This is a genomic window from Candidatus Magasanikbacteria bacterium, assembly GCA_021648085.1.
In the GTDB taxonomy this organism is placed as follows: Bacteria; Patescibacteriota; Patescibacteriia; order Magasanikbacterales; family UBA922; genus JAKITS01.
On record JAKITS010000001.1, the window covers coordinates 361,815 to 383,646 of the forward strand.

Annotated in this window: 27 protein-coding genes and 2 tRNA genes; 9 read left to right on the forward strand and 20 right to left on the reverse strand. The window is 30.6% G+C overall.

All coding sequences use genetic code 11. The features are described from left to right. Positions 1–67: 67 nt before the first annotated feature. The 4 genes from L3J07_01815 to L3J07_01830 all read right to left on the reverse strand — a co-directional run bounded on the left by L3J07_01815 (position 68) and on the right by L3J07_01830 (position 4,062). The gene (locus tag L3J07_01815) at positions 68–1,522 is read right to left on the reverse strand and encodes an ATP-binding cassette domain-containing protein (GenBank protein MCF6276567.1); all 1,455 of its coding nucleotides are present in this window, start codon (positions 1,520–1,522) and stop codon (positions 68–70) included. A gap of 178 nt (positions 1,523–1,700) precedes the next feature. Beyond that, positions 1,701–2,279, reverse strand: a complete 579-nt coding sequence (locus L3J07_01820; protein MCF6276568.1) for a class I SAM-dependent methyltransferase — start codon at positions 2,277–2,279, stop codon at positions 1,701–1,703. A gap of 67 nt (positions 2,280–2,346) precedes the next feature. After that, a complete protein-coding gene (locus L3J07_01825) occupies positions 2,347–2,649 on the reverse strand; it encodes an ASCH domain-containing protein (GenBank protein MCF6276569.1) in 303 nt (100 codons plus the stop codon). A 192-nt stretch (positions 2,650–2,841) separates the two neighbouring features. Beyond that, positions 2,842–4,062, reverse strand: a complete 1,221-nt coding sequence (locus L3J07_01830) for a hypothetical protein (GenBank protein ID MCF6276570.1) — start codon at positions 4,060–4,062, stop codon at positions 2,842–2,844. Between the two features lie 101 nt (positions 4,063–4,163). Here L3J07_01830 and L3J07_01835 point away from each other — a divergent pair, with 101 nt between their 5' ends. Then, positions 4,164–4,502, forward strand: coding sequence for a hypothetical protein (locus tag L3J07_01835; GenBank protein ID MCF6276571.1), 339 nt, complete (start codon positions 4,164–4,166; stop codon positions 4,500–4,502). Between the two features lie 333 nt (positions 4,503–4,835). On the opposite strand, the gene L3J07_01840 is transcribed toward L3J07_01835, so the two are convergent. The 7 genes from L3J07_01840 to murE form a co-directional block, all read right to left on the reverse strand. Further along, a tRNA-Gln gene (locus L3J07_01840) sits at positions 4,836–4,906 on the reverse strand. 203 nt (positions 4,907–5,109) lie between these two features. Continuing rightward, positions 5,110–6,021, reverse strand: a complete 912-nt coding sequence (locus tag L3J07_01845) for a permease-like cell division protein FtsX (protein MCF6276572.1) — start codon at positions 6,019–6,021, stop codon at positions 5,110–5,112. 242 nt (positions 6,022–6,263) lie between these two features. Continuing rightward, positions 6,264–6,944: a cell division ATP-binding protein FtsE gene (ftsE, locus tag L3J07_01850; protein MCF6276573.1), complete on the reverse strand. Its 681-nt coding sequence runs from the start codon at positions 6,942–6,944 to the stop codon at positions 6,264–6,266. 86 nt (positions 6,945–7,030) lie between these two features. Further along, positions 7,031–8,095, reverse strand: coding sequence for a peptidylprolyl isomerase (locus L3J07_01855; GenBank protein ID MCF6276574.1), 1,065 nt, complete (start codon positions 8,093–8,095; stop codon positions 7,031–7,033). Between the two features lie 29 nt (positions 8,096–8,124). After that, positions 8,125–8,532, reverse strand: coding sequence for a septum formation initiator family protein (locus tag L3J07_01860; GenBank protein ID MCF6276575.1), 408 nt, complete (start codon positions 8,530–8,532; stop codon positions 8,125–8,127). Positions 8,533–8,541: 9 nt separating this feature from the next. After that, the gene (locus L3J07_01865; protein ID MCF6276576.1) at positions 8,542–9,165 is read right to left on the reverse strand and encodes a hypothetical protein; all 624 of its coding nucleotides are present in this window, start codon (positions 9,163–9,165) and stop codon (positions 8,542–8,544) included. Positions 9,166–9,167: 2 nt separating this feature from the next. Next, entirely contained in the window at positions 9,168–10,499 is a 1,332-nt protein-coding gene (gene murE / locus L3J07_01870; protein MCF6276577.1) for a UDP-N-acetylmuramyl-tripeptide synthetase, read from the reverse strand. A gap of 86 nt (positions 10,500–10,585) precedes the next feature. Between murE and L3J07_01875 the strand changes: the two genes are divergently transcribed. Continuing rightward, positions 10,586–10,930: a hypothetical protein gene (locus L3J07_01875; protein MCF6276578.1), complete on the forward strand. Its 345-nt coding sequence runs from the start codon at positions 10,586–10,588 to the stop codon at positions 10,928–10,930. A 52-nt stretch (positions 10,931–10,982) separates the two neighbouring features. Here the strand turns inward: L3J07_01875 and L3J07_01880 are convergent, their stop codons facing one another. Continuing rightward, entirely contained in the window at positions 10,983–11,549 is a 567-nt protein-coding gene (locus L3J07_01880) for a hypothetical protein (protein ID MCF6276579.1), read from the reverse strand. After that, entirely contained in the window at positions 11,539–14,193 is a 2,655-nt protein-coding gene (locus L3J07_01885) for an HAD-IC family P-type ATPase (GenBank protein ID MCF6276580.1), read from the reverse strand. Before L3J07_01885 ends, L3J07_01880 begins: the two co-directional genes overlap by 11 nt. A gap of 105 nt (positions 14,194–14,298) precedes the next feature. Between L3J07_01885 and L3J07_01890 the strand changes: the two genes are divergently transcribed. From L3J07_01890 to L3J07_01910, 5 genes are all read left to right on the forward strand, one after another. Next, a tRNA-Lys gene (locus L3J07_01890) sits at positions 14,299–14,371 on the forward strand. A 74-nt stretch (positions 14,372–14,445) separates the two neighbouring features. Then, the gene (locus L3J07_01895; protein MCF6276581.1) at positions 14,446–14,727 is read left to right on the forward strand and encodes a hypothetical protein; all 282 of its coding nucleotides are present in this window, start codon (positions 14,446–14,448) and stop codon (positions 14,725–14,727) included. A gap of 102 nt (positions 14,728–14,829) precedes the next feature. Beyond that, complete coding sequence (locus L3J07_01900) at positions 14,830–15,153, forward strand: hypothetical protein (GenBank protein ID MCF6276582.1); 324 nt, start codon at positions 14,830–14,832, stop codon at positions 15,151–15,153. A gap of 102 nt (positions 15,154–15,255) precedes the next feature. Continuing rightward, positions 15,256–15,579 (forward strand): hypothetical protein, encoded by a 324-nt coding sequence (locus L3J07_01905; GenBank protein ID MCF6276583.1) that lies wholly within the window; start codon positions 15,256–15,258, stop codon positions 15,577–15,579. Positions 15,580–15,656: 77 nt separating this feature from the next. Then, positions 15,657–15,953 carry a hypothetical protein gene (locus tag L3J07_01910; GenBank protein MCF6276584.1) on the forward strand — a complete coding sequence of 99 codons (297 nt, stop codon included), beginning with the start codon at positions 15,657–15,659 and terminating at the stop codon, positions 15,951–15,953. 28 nt (positions 15,954–15,981) lie between these two features. Here L3J07_01910 and L3J07_01915 read toward each other — a convergent pair whose 3' ends face one another. Genes L3J07_01915 through L3J07_01925 form a run of 3 tightly spaced genes read right to left on the reverse strand, consistent with a single transcriptional unit; the run spans position 15,982 to position 18,530 of the window. Then, a complete protein-coding gene (locus tag L3J07_01915) occupies positions 15,982–17,052 on the reverse strand; it encodes a UDP-N-acetylglucosamine--N-acetylmuramyl-(pentapeptide) pyrophosphoryl-undecaprenol N-acetylglucosamine transferase (protein MCF6276585.1) in 1,071 nt (356 codons plus the stop codon). Beyond that, positions 17,049–18,164 carry a putative lipid II flippase FtsW gene (gene ftsW / locus L3J07_01920; protein MCF6276586.1) on the reverse strand — a complete coding sequence of 372 codons (1,116 nt, stop codon included), beginning with the start codon at positions 18,162–18,164 and terminating at the stop codon, positions 17,049–17,051. Before ftsW ends, L3J07_01915 begins: the two co-directional genes overlap by 4 nt. 3 nt (positions 18,165–18,167) lie before the next feature. Further along, the gene (locus L3J07_01925) at positions 18,168–18,530 is read right to left on the reverse strand and encodes a hypothetical protein (GenBank protein ID MCF6276587.1); all 363 of its coding nucleotides are present in this window, start codon (positions 18,528–18,530) and stop codon (positions 18,168–18,170) included. Positions 18,531–18,570: 40 nt separating this feature from the next. On the opposite strand from L3J07_01925, the gene L3J07_01930 reads away from it, so the two are divergent. Continuing rightward, positions 18,571–19,038, forward strand: coding sequence for a 23S rRNA (pseudouridine(1915)-N(3))-methyltransferase RlmH (locus L3J07_01930; GenBank protein ID MCF6276588.1), 468 nt, complete (start codon positions 18,571–18,573; stop codon positions 19,036–19,038). A gap of 325 nt (positions 19,039–19,363) precedes the next feature. Next, entirely contained in the window at positions 19,364–19,657 is a 294-nt protein-coding gene (rpmA, locus tag L3J07_01935) for a 50S ribosomal protein L27 (protein ID MCF6276589.1), read from the forward strand. 56 nt (positions 19,658–19,713) lie between these two features. Here the strand turns inward: rpmA and L3J07_01940 are convergent, their stop codons facing one another. From L3J07_01940 to L3J07_01955, 4 genes are all read right to left on the reverse strand, one after another. Next, a complete protein-coding gene (locus L3J07_01940; protein ID MCF6276590.1) occupies positions 19,714–20,247 on the reverse strand; it encodes a hypothetical protein in 534 nt (177 codons plus the stop codon). A gap of 106 nt (positions 20,248–20,353) precedes the next feature. Continuing rightward, positions 20,354–21,088, reverse strand: coding sequence for a DsbA family protein (locus tag L3J07_01945; GenBank protein ID MCF6276591.1), 735 nt, complete (start codon positions 21,086–21,088; stop codon positions 20,354–20,356). 93 nt (positions 21,089–21,181) lie between these two features. After that, positions 21,182–21,388, reverse strand: a complete 207-nt coding sequence (locus tag L3J07_01950; protein ID MCF6276592.1) for a DUF378 domain-containing protein — start codon at positions 21,386–21,388, stop codon at positions 21,182–21,184. Between the two features lie 5 nt (positions 21,389–21,393). Beyond that, positions 21,394–21,822 (reverse strand): hemerythrin domain-containing protein, encoded by a 429-nt coding sequence (locus L3J07_01955; protein ID MCF6276593.1) that lies wholly within the window; start codon positions 21,820–21,822, stop codon positions 21,394–21,396. Positions 21,823–21,832 lie beyond the last annotated feature (10 nt).

Genomic DNA, 21,832 nt, shown 5'->3' on the forward strand with positions numbered 1-21,832 from the left:
ATACTTTTAGACTAACACAGAAATATCATCTTTACAATCTTAATTTTTAAAAAATCCGTGAAGATTCTTACAAAAATCTTCCCAAATCCAACTCATTATTAAATCTAATTTTTTTTACAAAATCTGGCATATGGCTAATCAAAATGATAGTTCCTTCATAATTATTTATAGCTTTTGCTATCACAGGAATATGGCGGAAGTTGATGTGGTTTGTAGGCTCATCCAAAATCAAAAGTCCAGGTTTCATAAGCGCTAAGCGTGCAAAAGACAATAAACCTTTTTGACCTTCAGACAAATGGGAGATTTTTGATCCCATCAATTCACCAGTAATCAAAAATCCAGCAGCAATAGCACGCATATCTTGTACGTCGAATCCATCTGCCAACACACTTTCCAAAGAGTCAAAAACAGTCTGATCATAATCCAAAGTTGCAAAATCTTGACTATAATAACCAATTTTAACTCCTTCCAAAATAACTGCACCATCATTTGTATTTGTAAGCAAAGAGCGCAAAAGTGTACTTTTTCCCACACCGTTTGGTCCAGATACAAAAAGCCTATCTTTTTGTCTCAACAAAATATCTACCTCTTTTTCTATTGGCTCATGATTTTTTATCACTTTTACAGAATTCAAAGTGACTATTTTACCCACAATTTCCTGATTTGGAATATTAAAATCTCTAATAGTTTTATCTTCGCGTCTCACATCTACCTTGTTATCTTCCATATCTCTCACCTCTTCTTTCAATTTACTCGCCAATTTACGCATTTTCCCACCTTTATTTGCAAAAAAGTTAACTTTTTCTTTATTATCTTTTATTTGTTTCTGCAATTGAGCATTTTTCTTTTTCTCTCTTTCAACCCTATTTTTTATCTCTTCTACCACAGTATAATAGTCGCCAACATAAGATTCTATTTTTTTAGTAAATACATCCAAATATATCACTCCCTCGGTAAAACAGTTCAAAAAGTCTGCATCATGAGAAATCACAATCACAGTTTTGTCGTACATTATCAAAAATTGTATCAAACTGTCTATTCCTTCGGTATCCAAATTATTTGTAGGCTCATCCAAAAGCAAAACATCTGGATTTTGTATAAGCGCGTATGCTAGCAAAATTCTAGCTTGCTGACCACCAGATAGATCCCCCACTTTTCTCTCAAGCGGTATATCCAAATTCACAGCATTCATTACTCTACTTATGTGACTTCTGATATTTCCAGGAACTTCCACAAAAGCTGTTCCAAAATATTCTTCTATTGTTAACGCTAAATCCTCTTTATTTACCACTTGCAAAGATGTTCCTATGGTTATGTTATCATCTATATGAACACTTCCTTTCGTTGGCTTCAATTCCTTTTTTATTAGTTTAAAAAGTGTACTTTTTCCAGCTCCGTTTTGCCCCATTAATGTCACTTTTGAACCTTTACGCAAACTAAAAGAAGCCTCGTTCAAAACAGGCTTTTTTTCTACATATTCAAATTTTACATCATCAAATCTCAAAATTACGTTTTCTGCCATAGTAGATAATAGTTTTATAAAGAAAATCTATGATATATTTATCATAGATTTCTTAGGAAATGATAACATTATTTTGTGCTTTTGTCAATGTTTTGGATTAAAAAACAAACCGAAAAGCAGACCCTCAATGCTGGAAATAACAAAAAAACAAATAGTGTATTACTTAATACACTATTTTTTATTTTAATAAAAAAGTTAGGATTTCACCGTTATCACCAAAAGATTCTTTATTTATTATATTTATACTTGTAAAAACATTATTTAAAAGTTCATCTAATTCTTTAAAATAAATAGCAATTCCGGGTTTATCTTTTTTTGTATATTCAATATTTTTATATAAAACTGGAGTTATTAATACAAAAGAAGAATTTTCATTCATCATCTTTTTTACTATTTTTAGGAATTTACTTTTGTTTTTAATAAATGCTAAAACTAATTTACAAAAAATAACATCTGCTTTTTTATATATATTAAGATTTTCCAAATCCATTTGAATTAACTCTGCTTTCAGACCAAGTTTATCTAGGTTTTGTTTTGCTTTTTCCAAAGCTACTTTTGAAAAATCTATTCCAACGACACTAAATCCTTTTTTTATAAAACTAATAAGAGAATCCCCCGGTCCACAACCTAAATCTATTAATGTTTTTGGAGATTCCCCTGTTTTTTTATTTATCTCAAGTAAAAGTTTATTTAAAAATTCCTCATTTATGGGTCTATATTTAGCTCCTTCACTATACAATTTATTCCATTTATCCATAAAAAAATATTATCTAATATAAACAAAAAATACTATCTTTTATTTTAAACTTTTTTTATTTTTATTGCTAATACACCAAAATCTTTTTCTTGTTCTGGTGTGTAAAACTTACAATACACATTTGCGCTTTTTTTTCAGTTTTTTTATCTGGAATTACATTTTCTAACCCCTCACTCTTTATCATTTCTTTAAAACTAATATAGGAATTCTTTTCTATCACCTCAAATTTTTCTTGTTCATTTACAACCAAAATATCACCCAGATTTATTTGAGCAAACTTACCTTTGTTTAACCTACCTTCTACAGTTTTTTGTCCACTTACAATAAAACTATAGTACGGTTCTTGCACATTTATTTTTACTATTGTCATATTTTAGTTGTTTAATATAATTTAAATTAGTTCATTTTAGACATAAAATCAAGGAATTCAAAAAGTTAGAACTTTCGAATCCATGCCGAGAGTGAAGCAGTTCACTCTCTCCTCTCTTCACAAATAAGAACTGTTTCCGAACTTTTTTAACCAAATTAAAATAAAACGTAATTATTTAGTTGTTGCAAAATATTATCGCAAACAATAAGCAAACCACGTTTTTTGCCTATTTTCCAAAACCCTAGGATATTCAAAAGAAGATCCAATGGAATCACCACAAGCCGCTGGGGTTCCTGCTTCTTCAATGTAATTCGCTATTGGTGCAACAAATTTTTTATTTCTTAATAAATTGTCAATATCATTTTTATCTGTCGTTATTTTTACTGACATATCAGATATATCAAAAGTAACGAGACTATCTCCTATCATCTGAACATATTTTTCAGTATCAATATTGTATAAGTTTCCCATTGTGTAGTAAGTATCATAATAATCTCCTTTTTTAACAGGATTACTTGGATATAAGGTTAGTTTAGGCTCTGTATTTCCTTTTGGCCATATATCGCCTGTTGTCTTTAAGAAGTAAGACGAAGTATTTTGTTGATCATCATAAACGGAACGCAAATAATCACTTGCCGAAATATTTTGATCTAGTATATATGTACGATTTAATGTGCCAATCTTGTTAAAATAGATCTTGATAGAATCACTACTTACTGGGAATGAGATTTGATGTATACCATCAGGTCTCATTACTGTATTATTTTTCATTACACCATAATTATCAAAAACCATCTGATATACTTCATTACCTGTAACTATTCTGTATTCTGTTTGATATTTATTAGATTTTACATAACTTTTTGGTGATAACAGGGTGCCATCGTTAGCATTATACAATTGAATAACAGCTTCTCCGTCTACACCATATTCATTTATAGCCAAAACATCATTATCTACATATTGAATTCCTCCCACAATAGAATCAATTAGCTTGCTATCAGTTTTATCTTTTAGATCTATTTTATTTATTACTCCTACTTGAGTTTTTTTAACAGAATCATATTTACTATTTATATAATAAATAGTATCAGACGACTTATCAAAACTAATAGAAGATACATTAAAAAAATCTATTTTAGGTATATTTAAAATGACCTCTTTTCCTTCTGAGGTTAAGCCAATAAATTCTCCAGTATTTTTATCAGAATACACGACAATTGGAGACAATGACTCTAAGTATGTGTTAAATTGCGTTTCTTTTTCTCGATATTCATTATCTATATATATTTTAGATGTAGACGTATCGTTGTTATATTGTAAGTACACAAAAATACCTGTTAAAACAATCAAGCTTGCTAATACGATTGAAATTATTTTAGTTTTTTTGTTGATAAAATTATCTTTATTCATAAAGTTCTATTAAAGAACATACGCTAAAACTATTTTTTTGTCAATTAAAAACCTTACTTTTAGATCTTTTATTAAAAATCCTTGTAAAAAAAATACTTTGTATGATAATACCTTTCTTTTTTCATACAAATTTCTATCTACGACATTATTCAAACCCTTTCATAATAATAGACGTTGAGCAAAATCTTGTTGATAAATTTATTGATAATATACATCCCGATCTCGATGCACTCCCCTACTGTGTAATGCTTAATCTGGATAAGTTAACTAGTCCTATTAATTCTATAGAAAAAACATTATTTTTAAGACGAATAACAATAACTGACAAAAAGGAAGAGGATATTTATAAATTAGACTTTAGAACATTTTTTAATATTCGATACAAAAAAGATGTCTTAACACCAAAATTTGATACTTCAAAAATAAATAAACGTTGTTAAAAAATGTTGTTTTCTTCATAAAAGTTCGAATCCCGTTCTTCCTCACATTTTTTTATTTGTTCGGAGGCAAAAATTCGGTCACAGATAAATTTATTGACTTAAATTTTCCGCGACCCCGTCTCACGGTCTTCACCTTACCTCTTCGGGTAAACTCAGACATCGCTCCGACTTTCAAATCCCTGTCGAGAGTGAAGCAAGGGCATGTTGATTCCTTTCGCTCCGACTCAAGCCGGGGTGTTGCGTGCTCTCACACCCTTCGAATCCCTGCCGTGACACAAGACTTTGTGTCACTCTCCAAACAAAAACAAACCTTTTCAGGTTTGTTTTTGTTTGTTCGGAGGCAGGGATTCGAACCCCGATAGTCAGGATCAAAACCTGAAGTCCTACCATTAGACGACCTCCGAATATTTATAGAATTAAGAACTTAGATCTTAATTCTATTCACGTCATATTGAGCAGAACGAAGTGGAGTCGAAATATCTCGATGCAATATTATTAGAACTATGAATATTTAAAGTTCTAGTGTTTTTGAATCGAGATCCATTCGACTTCGCCCAGGATGACATATTTTTTACTTAATCTGCATACTTTGCCTAATTTGCTGACCTTATGACTTCAATGACCTTCGCATTGCCAAAAAGCTGGAAAATGCTGTGAGAAGTAAAACCCCAACAAACTGTAGTACAAACAGCATTATTATATTGGAATTGAAGTAATTTGTCAAGATATCTGACCTTTGAAACACAGATTTTATGTAAGGATCTATGACATCTATTGTCATAAAAACGAAAGCTAAAGCAAAAATTGTACTCAAAAAACTAAACAAAACAGCTTCTACCAAATAAGGTCCACGCACAAACCAATTTGTAGCGCCAACAAGTTTTTTTATAGTTATCTCCATTCTTTGTGTATACACAGAAACACGAATTGTATTGAAAATAATTACAAATGCAATAACCGCAAACAAACCACTAAAAGCAAATATAAATTTTTCTAAATTTGAAGTGACTGTATCTATTCGCTCTATTGCCTGTTCTGTGTCTGCAAAAGTCTTTGCTTCTATAATATCTTCGTATTCTGGAACACTCAAAGCTGTAATTATTTTGTCATAATCACTAGTTTCTCTAGCTTTTACAACTAAAGTTGGTCCCAATGGATTCTCGCTCAGCTCCTCTAGCGATGCCAAAATATCTGGACTATCTTTGTGCTGTTCCTTGAAATCTACCAAAACCTCATCTCTTGTCATTAGTGTTATTTCTACAACCTCTGGAAAAGATTCCAAATAAGATAAAACCTCTGAAACATCTTCTTCTGTGGAAGTATAATCGAAATAAACACTTACATCTATCTGATTTTTTATAGTATTGGTTGCCTCAAAAGTTAATACGCGAATAATAATAAGTGTATTTATAGATAAAAGCATTAAAACCAAAATAAGCACTGTCATAAATGAAAGGCTAAAATTCCTCAAAATATCTTGAAATGCAAATTTTACTACACGAAAAAATCTAATAAACATAATTTTTAATCAAATTCTAAATGCTCTATTGCTTAACCAGTTCTAAATATTCTTTCTGTAATCCTAATCTTGTTGGGGATTCAAAGTTTGTGTCAAATCAACATTCTATTTTGTAAACTCTGGATTCCTAAGTTAAATTCAGGATGATGTATTTAAAATAGCAGATTAAGCAAATTAAGTTAGGAAAGAAAAGCAAAGCTTTTCGATATATCAAATTGAACAAAGTTCAGCGATTCATCATTCTACAAAACATATTTACCTGTTTTTTTATCTGAAACAACAACACCATTGTTTAGTGTGACAACACGCTTTTTGAGATGATTTACCACTTCCCTATTGTGTGTCACCAAAACTACTGTTGTGCCAAAATTATTTATCTTTTTTAAAATTTCAATAACATCTTTTGTATTTAAAGTATCCAAATTTCCTGTAGGCTCGTCTGCGATTAAGACTTTTGGCCTGTGAACAAGCGCGCGCGCAATAGCAACTCTTTGTTGTTCTCCACCAGACAAATGCTTTGGATAACTATTTATTTTGTCTCCCAAACCTACAATATTCAAAACACGAGGCACAACCTCTTTGATACGTTTTTTTGGTGCTCCAGAAACCTGCAAGGCAAAAGATACATTTTCTGCCACAGTTTTTGCATGCAAAAGTTTAAAATCCTGAAATATAACTCCAATTTGTCTACGCAAAAGTGGAATATCTTTGTTTCGAATTTTTGTAATATCCCATCCTCCAATTTCCACTTTTCCTGCAGTTGGATATTCCTCCACAATTAGAAGTTTCACCAAAGTAGTCTTTCCGCTTCCGCTTTGCCCCACAATAGAAACAAACTCTCCATGTTCTATATGAAGATCTATTTTATCCAAGCCAATACTATCTTTATTATAAATTTTACTAATACCTTTTAGTCTAATCATAAAAATATTATATCATAATATTTTTAAATAGTAAAAAACAAAATACACAGAATTTTCTGTGTATTTTGTTTTAACTTTTCGTTTTTCTAACTTTCTGATTCTGAGCTACTTTCTTCTGTTTCTGTGGATACCTCAGGCTCTTTGTCTGTTCCTTCTTGCAAATTATTAAACGGTGTATTTACAGGAAGAGTTATTTTAATATCTGCTTCTTTAATTTTTGCATCCAAAAATGCTGCAAAGTTTCTAGTAGACCTTCTTTCATCCAAACGAATTATGTGAAAGCCAAATTGAGTTTCTACTAAATTTGTGTCCACCTCTCCAACATTCAAAGCATATACAGCCTTTTCAAACTCTTTTACCATCATCCCCCTACCAAACCAACCCAAATCTCCGCCAGTTTTTGAAGTTCCGTCTGAACCAAACTCTTCTGCCAATGTTCCAAAATCTTCACCAGCCAAAACTCTCTTTAATATGGAGTTTGCCTGAGCTTTTACAGTTGCACTCGTCTCTGGATCTCCAACTTGAAATAATATGTGACGAGCCTTTACCTCTTCATCTCCAAATTCTGCCCACTCTTCATTTGTACTTTCTGCAAAAAACTTAGCAACTTTTTGCTCCAAAACTATTGGTGTGATTATTTTTTTTGTATAAGTGTCTAAATCCCAACCATACTTTTCTTTCAAATTTTTCTCTGCCTCCTCCTCACTTGCAAACTGCAAAACTAACTCTTTTTTTACATTAGCCACCTCTTCATCTGTCACTTCCACATCATTTTCTTTTGCAAAATTAGCTACAAAACGATTTGCCAAAAGTCTCTCCAAAACCTGATTTGACACATCATCGTCTGATACTGGTGGAAAACCTTCCGGTTGTTGTGAATAAAATAATTTTAAAGTTCTTATATCCTCAATATAATCATAATAACTTATATTCAATCCATTAATTGACGCAACTGGAATATTTAAACTTTTTGAAAATGCACGCACCATAGTATTATCTTGTAAATTATAAACTCCCCGAATAACAAAAATTAATGATAAAAAAAATACTAACACAAACACACCTGCTATACCCATAAGAAAAAACTTTTTATTTTTTAGACTGACAGGGCTAACTACTTTTTTACTAACTACTTTCTCTTCTTTTTCCATAATATTTTAATTAACTAATAATTTCTAAATCACTCTATACTCTTGTTTGTAAAATAATACCACCATTTCAAAGGATTATGCAAGACCTTTCTATTTTCAGTATCATATTCATTTTTATTTTCGTTTTCAAAATCTTCATGATTATTAAAAAAAACTATCTTTTCACCCTCTTCTTGCATATTCAATTCTGTACGCGCTTTCTCTTCCACAAAACTATTACTCATAACATAAGAAAGTATCTCCATTGATTCTAGTTTTTTACTTTCCAATCCTGCTATTTCTTTTTCCAAAGATTCTATTTCTCTTTTTATCTTAAAATCCTGATAAAAACCTTTTGCATAAACAAAAAAAACAAAACAAACTATCAAAATTAAGCCAAACAAAAAAAGTTTAGTCGCAAAAAAACCACTCCACAATTTACCACTTTTCCTACGCATAAATATAAATTATTCTTGTGTATCAGTATCGATAAAACCTCTATTTTTTAACTCCTCTCTTGTGTTTAAATAAACTCTTTTAAGCTCTTCGTCCTCCAAAATATTGATCGCACTATTTTGGACTTGTTCCTGTTTTTTTAGACCTCTCAAATTTTCGTGTCTAAACTCATTTATTTTTTGCTGAATAATTACAGGCTCTTTTATCTTTTTTACAACAATTTGAACACTTCCAGCTGCTGTTTGAATAGTCACATCTCCATAACGAAAAATAGTTCCAGCAATTCCTTTTACCCTTCCAGAAACACCCTCCACCTGATCGTACAAAACCTCGGAAATAACTTTGTCAAAAATAGCGCGTCTATTTATATCAATTATCCTATAATTTGTAATTATACAAGTATCCTTTCTCCACATATAAAGTCCACGAGCCCAAAACATAGCAGAAAACCAAATAAGAATTACAAATACAATACTCCCCCAAATTCCATAAGAAAAAAGCCAGAACATAAGAAAGAAAGCCAAAATTAAGAAAAATAAACCACCCAACCACATCCAAAAAAGTGTAAGAGCGTGCCTACGAAGAGATAGTAAAATCTCTTCATCGTGTTTTAAATTAATTTTTTTTGTATTCATATTTATTTTTTAAATCTTAATTCTTTTTTAATTACTTCTCTGTCATCCCAATCAATCTTTTTACCATTCTCTACTACTATTGCCTGTTCACTACCTTTTCCAGTGACTAAAATTAAATCTCCTTTTTTTACCAAGTTTACTGCTTTTTGTATTGCTTCTCCTCTATCCAAAATTTCAAACAAATTTTTATCGAGTTTTTTGCCAGATTTTTTTGCACCTCCTGAAACTTGTTTTATTATCTCCATTGGATCTTCATCATAAGGATCTTCGTTCGTCACAATACAAATATCTGCATTCCTACCAACCAATTCTCCAATTGGCCCTCTTCGGGATCTATCCCGCCCACCACCTGCTGAACCACAAACATGGATTATGCGTTTTGGTTTCAAAACTTTTACAACTCTATAAAGCGACTTCAAAGCTATGGGCTCAAAAGCATAATCCACAATTACCTGAAATCCGAATTCTTCAGCTTCTTCTATAAACTCAAGCCTTCCAGGAACTCCAGCAAAATTCTTCACAGACTTGTTTATCTTTGACCAATCCACCATCAATTCTCTGGCCACAGAAACTGCAGATAAAATATTCAAAGCATTGTGTTCGCCAAAAAGTTTAGTATTAAATTTTTTATTGTTTATTTCAAATTCCAATCCTTTTTCAGTTGTCTCCACATTATCCAAAATAAATTCCTCTCCAAGATTTTTTACAAAAACTTTTTCTCCTTTTTTACCAAATCCAATCTTCTTTGAAAAATTAAAATTTACAAACTCACTAGCTTGTTTTATGTTTTCATTTACAAAAACTTTTTTATCTATTGGTTTACCTTTTAGAACTTTCGTTTCTTTATTTGCAGTATATTCAAAAAGTTTCAACTTTGCATTTTTATAGTTTTCAAAACTTCCGTGAGATTCTATATGTTCTGGATACAGATTTGTAAGCAAAACATAATCATAATTTATAAACTTATGACGATACTGGACTATTCCTTCTGAAGTTGTCTCAACAATTGCAATATCACATTTTTTATTTACCATTTCACGCAGATATTTTTGTATTTCAGTTTTTCCAAGCATGGTCATTTTTGTATCATTTAGCTTGTCTCGTCCAGCAACATAAAAATCTATAGTAGAAAGTGAGCCAACTACAAAACCAGAACTTTCCAAAAGTTGACGAAGTAAATAAGCAGTTGTAGATTTTCCACTTGTTCCTGTAATTCCAATTACTAACAATTCTTTTGAAGGATATTTGTATTTTATAGCTCCGTACCAAGCAAAAAATAAATGCCTAAGATTCAAAATATTTTTTGGTATAATTTTTTTTAATATTTTTTTCATAATAAAATTTACAAATCCTATTTAATTATGTAATACTATTAGTGTATCAATTTAAGTAAAAAAAAGAAACCCAAAAGGAGCGTAAAATGTCTATTCCTGTTTTTATTTTTAGAAACCAAGAACATTTTATAAAATATATCCAAAATATACTCCCCAAAAAAGATACAAAAACAACAAAAGATACTAACTTAAGTATAGATATTGACTTAAAACATGGTTTAAGTATTGGTGCAAAAAGGTTTAAAGATATACAAAAAAAACCTTATTATATTTTTACACATTATACTAATAACTTTGATGGTGTCGCAGGTAAACAGGCTATTGTAAAATTTATTTTCCATATTATAAGCCCAGATCAATACCGAGACTTAGTTCATTATCTTGAAGTTATGTTAGGACTTGAAGTGTATGAATATTCACACACAAAATAACCCGCAAATATAGCGGGTTTTTATTTGTTCTCAAAAAAATTATACAAATTTTTTATTTCCTCAAACTAAGTTCATAATTTACTTGCTCCAACTTTCTCACAGCATTTTTTGCCTGATCTAATTTATTACGAAGATAACTAGTCAAATTAAATTCTATTAACTCTCCAACTACTTCCTGAGCAGTCTCAACACATCGCTCAACCATTTCAAAATCTCTTTTAGTCGCAAACTTCACAGCATACCGCAAAAGCTCTCCTGGTACATCACAAAGACCTGCAATGTAAACATCGTCTGGAACATCCAATTGAATTCTTCCAAAATCTACTCCATTTATAAAATCAAAGAATAAAGTAGCTTCTACAAATTCCTCCATTCCAGCTTTATACGAACCCTGTCCTTCCAAAACATTTATATCAAACTTTTTCTGCAAATTTAACATTATATTTTCTGATTCTTTCATTTTATCTTCTGCGTCTTCTGCATCATCTCGATGAAGTGAGAAAATAGCCCGCTTTGCCAAATGCAGTGCATCTCCAGATTGTTTAATTATCTCTCTTCTCTCTGTATCTTTCTTTGTCATTCTCTCTTTTTTCTCCTCTATAAAATTCTTATCTATCATATTTTTTTCTTCTTCTAATTAAATAAATTGTTTTTATAAACTCTATCAAAAACACATTTACAAGTCCAAAAATTATTAAAATTGTCCATTCTTTTAGACCAATTGGGACTGTTTTTAACAAAATTTGAAGTGGTTTAAGATATACAGCAGCAATAAGCATCAACCATCCAAACAAGACAGCGAGATTTAAATACATATTGCCAAAAGGATTTCTCTCCCAAACATGATGACGCATACTTCTTACAGAAAAAATATAAAGAAGTGAATCTACAGCTAAACCAAGAAATACTATTGTGCGGGTTAGTTGTATATCTCCTGTAGTTTTCCAAAAGTACAAAAATATTCCCAAAAGCATTACATTTGCAACAATACTTATAATACCAATCATTGCCTTCATTTCACCATCAATTAATTTTTCATTTTTCCTCCTTGGTGGTTCTTTCATATTTTCCTTTTCTCCTTTATCAAAAGCTAGTGCCATGTTTGGAAATGAATCTTCAATAATATTTATCCACAAAATCTGTGCTGGTAAAATCGGCAGAGGTAAGCCAACCACCAAACTAACAGAAATAAGAGTAATCTCTGCAAAACTCCCAGAAAGTAGGTACAAAACAACTTTTTTTACATTTTGATAAATTGTCCTTCCTTCTTCTACAGAATAAACAATTGTACTAAAATTATCATCTAGCAATATCAAATCTGAAACTTCTTTTGCCACATCTGTCCCAGAACCAAGTGAAACCCCAATATCAGCACCTTTTAATGCTGGTGTGTCATTTACTCCGTCTCCTGTCATTGCTACTATTTCTCCATTCAATTGCAATGCTTTTACTATTCTCATTTTATCTCCTGGCTCAACTCTTGCAAAAATATTTACCTTTTCAATAACTTTTCTAAGTGTTTTGTCATCAATTTTCTGTAAATCATCTCCAGACAAAACACTCTCTTTTGATATATTTAAACCAATTTTTTCTCCTATCGCTCTAGCTGTTTCTATGTGGTCTCCTGTTATCATTATTACCCTTATCCCAGCTTCTTGTGTTATTTTAAAAGTTTCTATTACATCAGCTCTTATTGGGTCTGAAATACCAACCAAGCCAAGCAGTATTAAGTTTTTTGTATCTTTAAAACTTAACTCATCTTTATCTTTTGAAAAAGTTTTATAACCAACCGACAACACACGCAGGCCACGACTAGCCAATTCTTTATGCTTTTTCTCAAAAAACTTTCTTTTTTCTGCCGTCATTTTAAAAACCTTCTCTCCTTTTCTATAAAATTCTGCTTTTTTCAAAATTACCTCTGGTGCACCTTTTATATACATTGAAGTTTTACTTTTTTCAGACTGCAAAACAGCTATATATTTTGTCCTACTTTCAAAAGGTAGTTCGTCTAATCTATGATTTCTTTTTTCAAGCTTTACCTTGTCCAAACCTATTTTATGCCCAAAATGTAAAAATGCAGCGTCTGTTGTATCACCAATTACAGAAACTTTTTTACCAACACTTTTTTGCAAATATGCATCATTTGCAAAAATACCAGCAAGTAAAATAAAATAAGCCTCTTTATTTTTCTTTAAATTATATTCATTTTCTACATCAAAATCATTGTTAACCGTAGAAATCTGTGTCACAAACATTTTACCTTCTGTAAGTGTTCCTGTTTTGTCTGTACATATTACACTTACAGAACCTAGAGTTTCTGCTGATACAAGCCTACGCACCAAAGCTTTTTTCTTTAAAATCTTTTGCATTCCAATGGCCAAAATTACCGTCAAAGATATTACCAAACCTTCTGGAATTGCTGCTACTGCCATTGCTACAGAAACCTCAAAAAGCTCAACTATTTCATACTCTGCAAAAGGACTAAAAATACCAAGCAATATAACAGCAAAAGAAACTAATACAATTAAAATTCCAAGTGTTTTTGCCAATTTTCTAAGCTGTTCTTGAAGTGGAGTACCTACATCTTCTGTTTCTTTTACAAGTTGTGCTACTTTCCCTATTTCTGTATTTACACCAATAGATGTTACCACAACCCTGGCAACACCGCTCGCCACGATTGTTCCTTTGTGTACCATATTTCTTCTATCTGGAAGTCTTGTATCTTTTTCTATTTTTTCTATTGTCTTTTTTACTGGCTCCACCTCTCCAGTAAGTAATGCCTCGTTTACCTTTAAGTCTTTTTCTTGAATTATCCTTCCATCTGCCTGTATTTTATCTCCAGCATTCAAAATCAAAATATCACCAACTGTCACACTTTCACTATTTAAACTAACAACATTTCCACCACGCAAAACAACTGCCTTATACTTTATCATTGAACCAAGTTTTTGAAGTGCTCTATTAGCTTTGTCTTCCTGCACAAAGCCAATCACGGCATTTACAAGTGTTGTAATAAAAATAATTATCATGTCTGGATAATCCCCCAAAAAACCACTAATCGTTCCCGCTACAACCAAAATTATAATCAACGGACTTTTCCATTGATTCAAGAAAATCTTAAATCTGGAGATTCTTTCTCCAGCTGTAGAAAATTTATTTTTACCGTATTTTGCAATTCTTTTTTTCGCCTCATTATTGGATAAACCCTCTCTAGAACTGTTCAATTTCTTCAAAACATGTGCTATATTTTGTGCATGATGCATATTTTAACAAAAAAACTTGATTTTTTTCTATAAATAGTATATCATATTTAAGTCTATATTTTATAAAAGTGTGTAAATACTAAAAAGTGATAAATATTACAAAATGATCTGGTAGCTCAGTAGGTAGAGCAGCAGCCTTTTAAGCTGATGGTCGTGGGTTCGATCCCCACCCAGGTCACAAAAAAAACATCTTAATTGGTGTTTTTTTATTTTTAATGTAAAATAGATATAAATTCTACAAAGGAGGGAAAAATGGAAGCTGTAAGTATTAGTTCTGCAATTAATTCAATCTTAATAATCATTGGAATTCTGTATTTTACAGGAATTGCTCTTTACACATTTACAATATTAGTAGATAAATCAAAAAAGTTTACGCAAAGAAAAATATTAAAAGTAATGATTCTTTTTTCTATACCTTTATTTGTCATAACTTTTTCAAGTATCTCAATGTCAAGCTCTGGTGCAAGTATTTTTATATACTGTTCACTTTTTATCTTATCAATCTTTTTTGTAATAACTTGGCACAAAACATAGTAACAAAAAAGCACCTAAACTGGGTGCTTTTAATTTACAAAAATATAAAAAAATGGTAGTATGAAGTAGGTCTTATTTTTTTACACCCAAAAGGAGGTACAAATGTCTGAATTTCTAAATTCAATTGTAAATATTAATACCTACTCACTATTGCACTTTTTAGTTATAATTACTTTTATATTTATTATGATTTCAATAATTTGTCAGGTTTTTTTGAAAAAATATTATTATATACTTGTTATTTCAGTTTGTTCTACACTCTTGTTTTCTGTGATTACTTTTTCCACAGGACTTTATTATATGATATTCGACTTATCTTCAGAACTTAGTATTATGATATATGTAAGTTTAGTGCTTATTTTTATAAATATGATCATAAATGCTTTAAATATGAACTGGGTGTTAGATAAATATAAAAAGGTATAGAAACAGTAAAGCACCTAAATTAGGTGCTTTTTTAATTGACAAAATATCTAAAAAATGATAATGTAGTGTTTGAAAATAAACCAAAAAAATAGAGGAATACGCGTGAATTATCTAGAAATTCTAAAAACACTTATAATGTTTAGTTTATTTTCAATAGCACTGCACATTATATTTTATATGTTTTTTGCAGGAAATCCCTATTCAACATTTGGTAAATCTAACGCAACTTTGGAAAAAACATCCACATCTAGCACTTTGACAATCACAGGACTTACAAGTTTAGCCTGGATTTATCTAGCTTTTGTAGAAAAAATAGAGATGAGTACAAAAATTACAGCAATTTGCTTTATTATAATCTGTATTTTTTTTGGAATTTTAATATCCCAATCTAAAACATTTAAAAGTGATAATCCACGAAGCACCTAATTTAGGTGCTTTTTTAATTGACAGCTTTGATAAAAAAATATTATGCTAAATAGAGTTCTTTAACAAAGGAGTTCCCAATGAATGAGTTCATTTACAGATCGCTTTTTGTTGTTGCAGATTTTGCTTGCTTATTTACAATTGTTTTATTACTTCCATATTATGTTTATCCAAGAATAAAACTCAAACTTATTCCACGAGCTAAAAATTTAAAAGCATTATCTTTTTCTTCTTTTACAACAGCATTTCTATATTTTATATGTTTTCTAGAAAATTATACTTGGTATTTTCTACTTACTTCTATAATATTTATAGTCTCATCTATGTTTTTTATGGGGCAACTAATAGAATATAAACGCAAAACAACGGGTAAATAACCCGTTGTTTTTTTAAATTATTTATGTTTTATCTTCCAAACAGCTCATCTATAATACTAATTATATCTTTTTCTTTAGCGATTGGAAGTAAACTATTCAATCTCTCCCCCATTTCTTTCATTTTATTTTTATTTTGAAGTAAGTCTTTTATTACTTTTGCCAATTCTACTCCACTTATTAAATTATTATTAAAACTAAGTAAAGCACCGCTAGACGATAAAAATTTTACATTATCCTCTTGATGACCCTCGTTTGGAATTATAATTACTGCCTTTTTTAATGCTGCAACCTCAGTTAAAGTTCCAAAACCTCCACGCGCTACCACCAATTCAGAAATAGCATAAGCGTCTTTCATTTCTTCTGTAAAAAAATCAAATTGAAAATAATTTTCAAACTCTTTAAATTTTTCATTATCCTCACTTTTATTTTTTCCAGTCAAATGAATTATCTGGCATATTCCTTTTAAGTGTGGCAAAGACTCTATTACAAGCCTGTTTATTTTTAAAGATCCGGTTCCACCTCCCATTACAAAAACAACTGGCAAGTCTGATTTTAATCCAAAACCTTGAAAAACTTTTTCTTTATTACCAATTAAAATTTCTTCTCGAACAGGGTTTCCAAGCCACTCAACTTTTTTTGCAGAAAAATTTACAACTCCCTCCTCCAAAGCTGTGGTTATTTTTATTGCAAAAAATGACATTATTTTATTGGAAAGCCCAACTTTTACATCTTGCTGATGAATCCAAGTTGGAACTCCCATAATCCACGCTATGAAATGCACTGGAACAGAAACAAATCCGCCCGCAGAAATACACAAGTCTGGTTTTTCTTTCCACAAAATTTTGAATGACTGCAAAAAACCAAAACAAATTTTAAATAAATCTGTAAAATTCCAAAAAGACAGATAACGGCGAAATTTTCCAGAAGAAATAGCAAGAAATGGTATGTTATATTTTTTAACCAACTCTTTTTCTGGTCCAGTCTTTGTGCCAACCCAAACAAATTCTATTTTCTTATCTTTTTTTTCTAACACTTCTTTTATTGCAAGCAGTGGTGTTACTGGACCAAGTGTCCCGCCACCAGAAAAAATTATTTTCATAAACGATATTTAATTCTATTTTTTGATATATTTATAAGTATTCCAACCGAAGCCATAGAAATCATTAGTGCTGTCCCTCCATGGCTTACAAATGGAAGTGGCACACCAGTAAGTGGTACTAAACCAACCATTGCACCAATATTAAAAAAAGATTGGACTATAAACCATATCATTATTCCAAATACAAGAAATTTTGCAAAATCGTCGTGAGACTGTTTTGCAAGTTTTACCATACGAAAGCTTATTGCTACAAGTAAAATTATAAAAGCGACAACAATAACAAAGCCTAGTTCTTCTGCCATAATAGCAAAAATACTATCTGCGTGGACTTCTGGTAAATATTGAAATTTTTGCCTTGAGTGTCCAAGTCCAAAACCAAACCAACCTCCAGAACCTATTGCCAAAAAAGCCTGATTTATATGATAGCCTATTCCTTGCGGATCTAACTCTGGATGCATAAAAGTCATAAGTCTTTCTGCTCTGTGTGGCACGAGAGCTATCATAAGAATAAATGCACCAACCCCAGCAGACAAAAGTACTCCTAAATGGGAATATTTTGCACCAGCCAAAAATAGCATACCAAAAATTACTGCAAAAAGTATACTAGCTGTTCCAATATCTGGCTGAAATACAATAAGTCCGATTGGTAAAATACCTAAAAATAGAGCTGTCAAAAACCCTGTTTTAAATTTTTCTATAGAACTACCCAAATCAGCCAGATAACTTGCAAAGAAGATGATAGTCCCTAATTTTACAATTTCTGCAGGCTGAAAAGAAAAAGATCCGAACACAATCCAACTTTGTGCAGTAGTTCCAAAACTAGATCCCATTCCAGGAATTAAAACTAATATCACCAAAACCAAAGAGACAAAATAAATAAACAAAGACATCTTTTTCAAAAAAGTATATGGTATTTTACTCAACAAAATAAAAAGGAATAATCCAGGTAAAAAACCATACAAAATTTGTCTTTTTAGAAAAAAATAACCATCTCCAAACCTCTCAAACCCAACAACAGAACTTGCAGAAGCTAGCAAAATTAATCCAAAAAAAATAAGAACCCCAAAATATGACAAAAGAAGATAGTCTACTTTAGATTTATCTATTGCCATAAGCTAAAGATTCAAAAAAACTATCAATAATGTCGCCACTAGTAAAAAAACTTGGCAAATAAGATTTACAGCATTCAATATGTACGCTATAAATTTATCTTTATGAAACAAAACCCAACCTAAAATAAAATTTATAATTAGGATAAAAATTCCTGTAATTGGTAAATATAAAATATTCCACCACTCTCCTATTAAGTCTACACCAAATAATATGTTATAATGCAAAAAAATAGGATCTTGCTGTGGACCGAGAACATACAAAAGCCAAAACCACATAAATATGTTTACTAGCAACGACAAAATAACCATTGATAATATAGCTGGTTGTTTTATATAAAGTTTTAATGGGTAAGTTGTTCTAGCCATACAACTATTATATTTTATTAATAGGTTAAAGTAAAGAATTATGTATATAACTATAATCTCTGTTGGAAAACTAAAAGAAGAATATTGGAAAATTCTTTATGAAGAATATTTAAAAAGAATAAATCCTTATGCTAAAATAACTGTTAAAGAAGTTATTGGCGTTCCATTTCGCAATGGAGATAATTTAGAAAAAATAAAAGAAATAGAACTGACTGCAATAGAAAAACAAATAGAAAAAGATAGTTTTGTTATTTTTCTGAAAGAAAATGGAAAAGAATATTCTTCTGTTGAGTTTTCCAAATTTTTAGAAAAAAAAACTAGTACAGGACAACACATAACTTTTGTAATTGCTGGTGCACTCGGTTTTGCAGAAAAACACATAGATTTAGAAAACTCATCGCTTTCTTTATCTAAAATGACTTTTCCACACAAAATGGCTAGAATTGTACTTTTAGAGCAAATTTACAGAGCTATTACAATTAAAACTGGAAAAAAATATCATTATTAATATAATAACTTCGGACTTCGGTTAATTAAAAAAGATGGTCTAATTTTTCTGTCATCATAAGTTTGACTGCGGATCCAGAGTTTATGTCACTATTCTTTGGATTATTATATAAGTTTATATTTGTATTCTACATATTGCTATATAAAACAGTTTTTACTAGTATTCCCTGGATTCGAGATCTGAATCTGGAATGACAGACTTGTTTTTTATTAACTTCTAAATACTAATTATTAATTTAGCACCTTAAACCTTGACAAAAATGCTTATATATCCTATAATATGAGCACTTTAATAAACAACCGAAATAGATTTAATCTAATTTTATATGGCACATAAAAAGGCGGGTGGTTCCACCAGGCTGGGCCGTGATTCCAAAGCACAATACCTAGGGGTAAAAGTTGGCGACGGACAAACAGTCACAGCTGGAAGCGTATTGATACGCCAAAGAGGAACAAAATGGCACCCAGGTACAAATGTACGCAAAGGAAAAGATGACACACTTTTTGCAACTATTGCTGGAATTGTAAAATTTCAAAAGAAGAATAGAAGAAAGTTTGACGGATCACTGAAATTTACAACCTTTGTAAATATTTTAGAAACAAACAAAGAAGAAAAATAAACTTCGCTCCACGAAGTATTATTAAAAAACTACGGCTTATTTGCCGTAGTTTTATTTTAGTTTCTGTGCTTTTCATCAGCAATTTTTAAGTTTTCTCCAAAACCCAGAAACTCGTAAAGATTAGTTTCCATATCATTTCCTTCCAATTCTAATGCCCAAGTCTTTGACCAAAATCTATCACCATCCTCATCCACTTTTATGACAAGCTGATCTTTTGGTGGTTTTAAAAATTGTGGTTTATTTTCTAAAACCTCCTTTCTATCATATGGATATACCAATTGTCTATTATACCAAAATAAAAAATGATGGGCTTCGGTTGCTCTGTAAACTGTCGTTAGAGATCTTTTAAAAAATTTTGCAGAACCTTTTGTTGAATTTGGAACTTCTGGCTCTCCAAAAAACATTATTAAACCCGGTTCTTTTTTTAATAAACTTTCAGATTTACCATTCCAAACCTCTATTTTTACAGCGTTATCATCTCCAGTTATTTCTATAAACTCCGCCAATATATCAAATATTCTAGGACAAGTTTCCAAAAAATAGTCTGTAGAATAAAACCACGGCACATAAAGAGTTACGCTTTTTTTCATTATATCCCCCATTTTTTTATTTTTAAAAGAGCTTCACTATATTTAGCTTAGCAGACAAAACATAAAAACACCAAATTTGGTGTTTTTATGTTTTTATCATTAAGTTTTAGAGACTAGATTCTATTGCAGATGTAAACAACTCAACATTTAATGTATTAGGCTCAAACCTTTCTCCATTTAAAAAGAAAGTTGGCGTTCCTTGGACATTCATTGCATTTCCGGAAGCAATATCTGTTTTAATTTTATTTTCTACCTCATCACTGGAAAAATCTTGCAAAAACTTATCTCTGTCTAAACCCAATTCTTCCGCATATTCTACAAATTTTTCTTTTGCTTTACTACTACTTGCCCAGCTAGACTGTCGTGAATAAAGTAAGTCATGCATCTCCCAAAATTTATCCTGTTTTCTGGCCGCCTCTGATGCTCTAGATGCATCAAATGCATTTGGGTGAATAGATTCAAGTGGATAATGCCTATAAACCACTTGCAGACCCCCACTCATCTTTTCATAAGCTCCACTTACAACACTGCTATACTGCTTACATCCTCCACATTGAAAATCTGCATATTCCACTAAAACTGCAACTGCTTCTGGATTTCCTTTTACCACATCATCTACTCTTATTTCTTGTGGATTTTCCACTTTTGGTGAAGTTTCTATATTATTTTTCAACCACCAAAATCCTACCACAACCAAAACACCTACAACCCCCCAAATCACAATATTTTTTATCTTTTTACTTTTTTCTGCTTTTTCTTTATTTTCCTTATCCTCTTCTTTTCTTTTATCTCTCCTTTCTCTCTTTGTTAAATTATGTTCATTTTGTATTTCTTCTTCCATATTTTATTATTATTTTAAGTTTTTAAATTATACTTTAAAGTTAAGTTTAGTGCAATAAAAAAAACTCAGATTTTATTCTGAGTTTTTTTATTTTTATTTTTTTAAAAACTTTTTAGATATAAATACCAAATATAAACCAGATAATCCATACAAAATATACAAAAACCTAGTTAAATAAGAAAACTCTCCAAACAAATATGAAATCAAATTGAAATCAAAAAAACCAATCAATCCCCAATTTAGAGCGCCAATAATAACTAACCCAAAAACTAACTTATCCAAAAATTTAATCCTCCCCATATTTTTTATTTATTATTACTTTTTAGTAGTTTCCAATACATATAAATACTCTCTTCTTCTGCGTCTATCCTAAGAGTAAGCCCTTGCTTCATTGATTTAAAATCTTTCTTAAATCCACTAAAATCTCCTTTTATATCTTTTGAAGTTTCAAACTCTTGTAAAAAACTATAAACTGTTTTTTCAATATATTTTATTTTAGATATAAAATCTTTTGTTTTTTTAGAATCTACACCCACCTTATCCATCTTCCTCAAAAGACGAGGATAAAAATACTCATTTTCAAGTTTTAAGTGTTTTTCTAATTTTTCTGTAAAAACTTCCAAAGATTTATGTATTTTCTGAATTTCTGTATCTTTTTTCTTAGAAATCTTCTTTAGCTCATCTCTAAGCTCGTCATGCTGAAATGTCAAAACCTTGACTATATCTTTCTTCATAGAATATTTC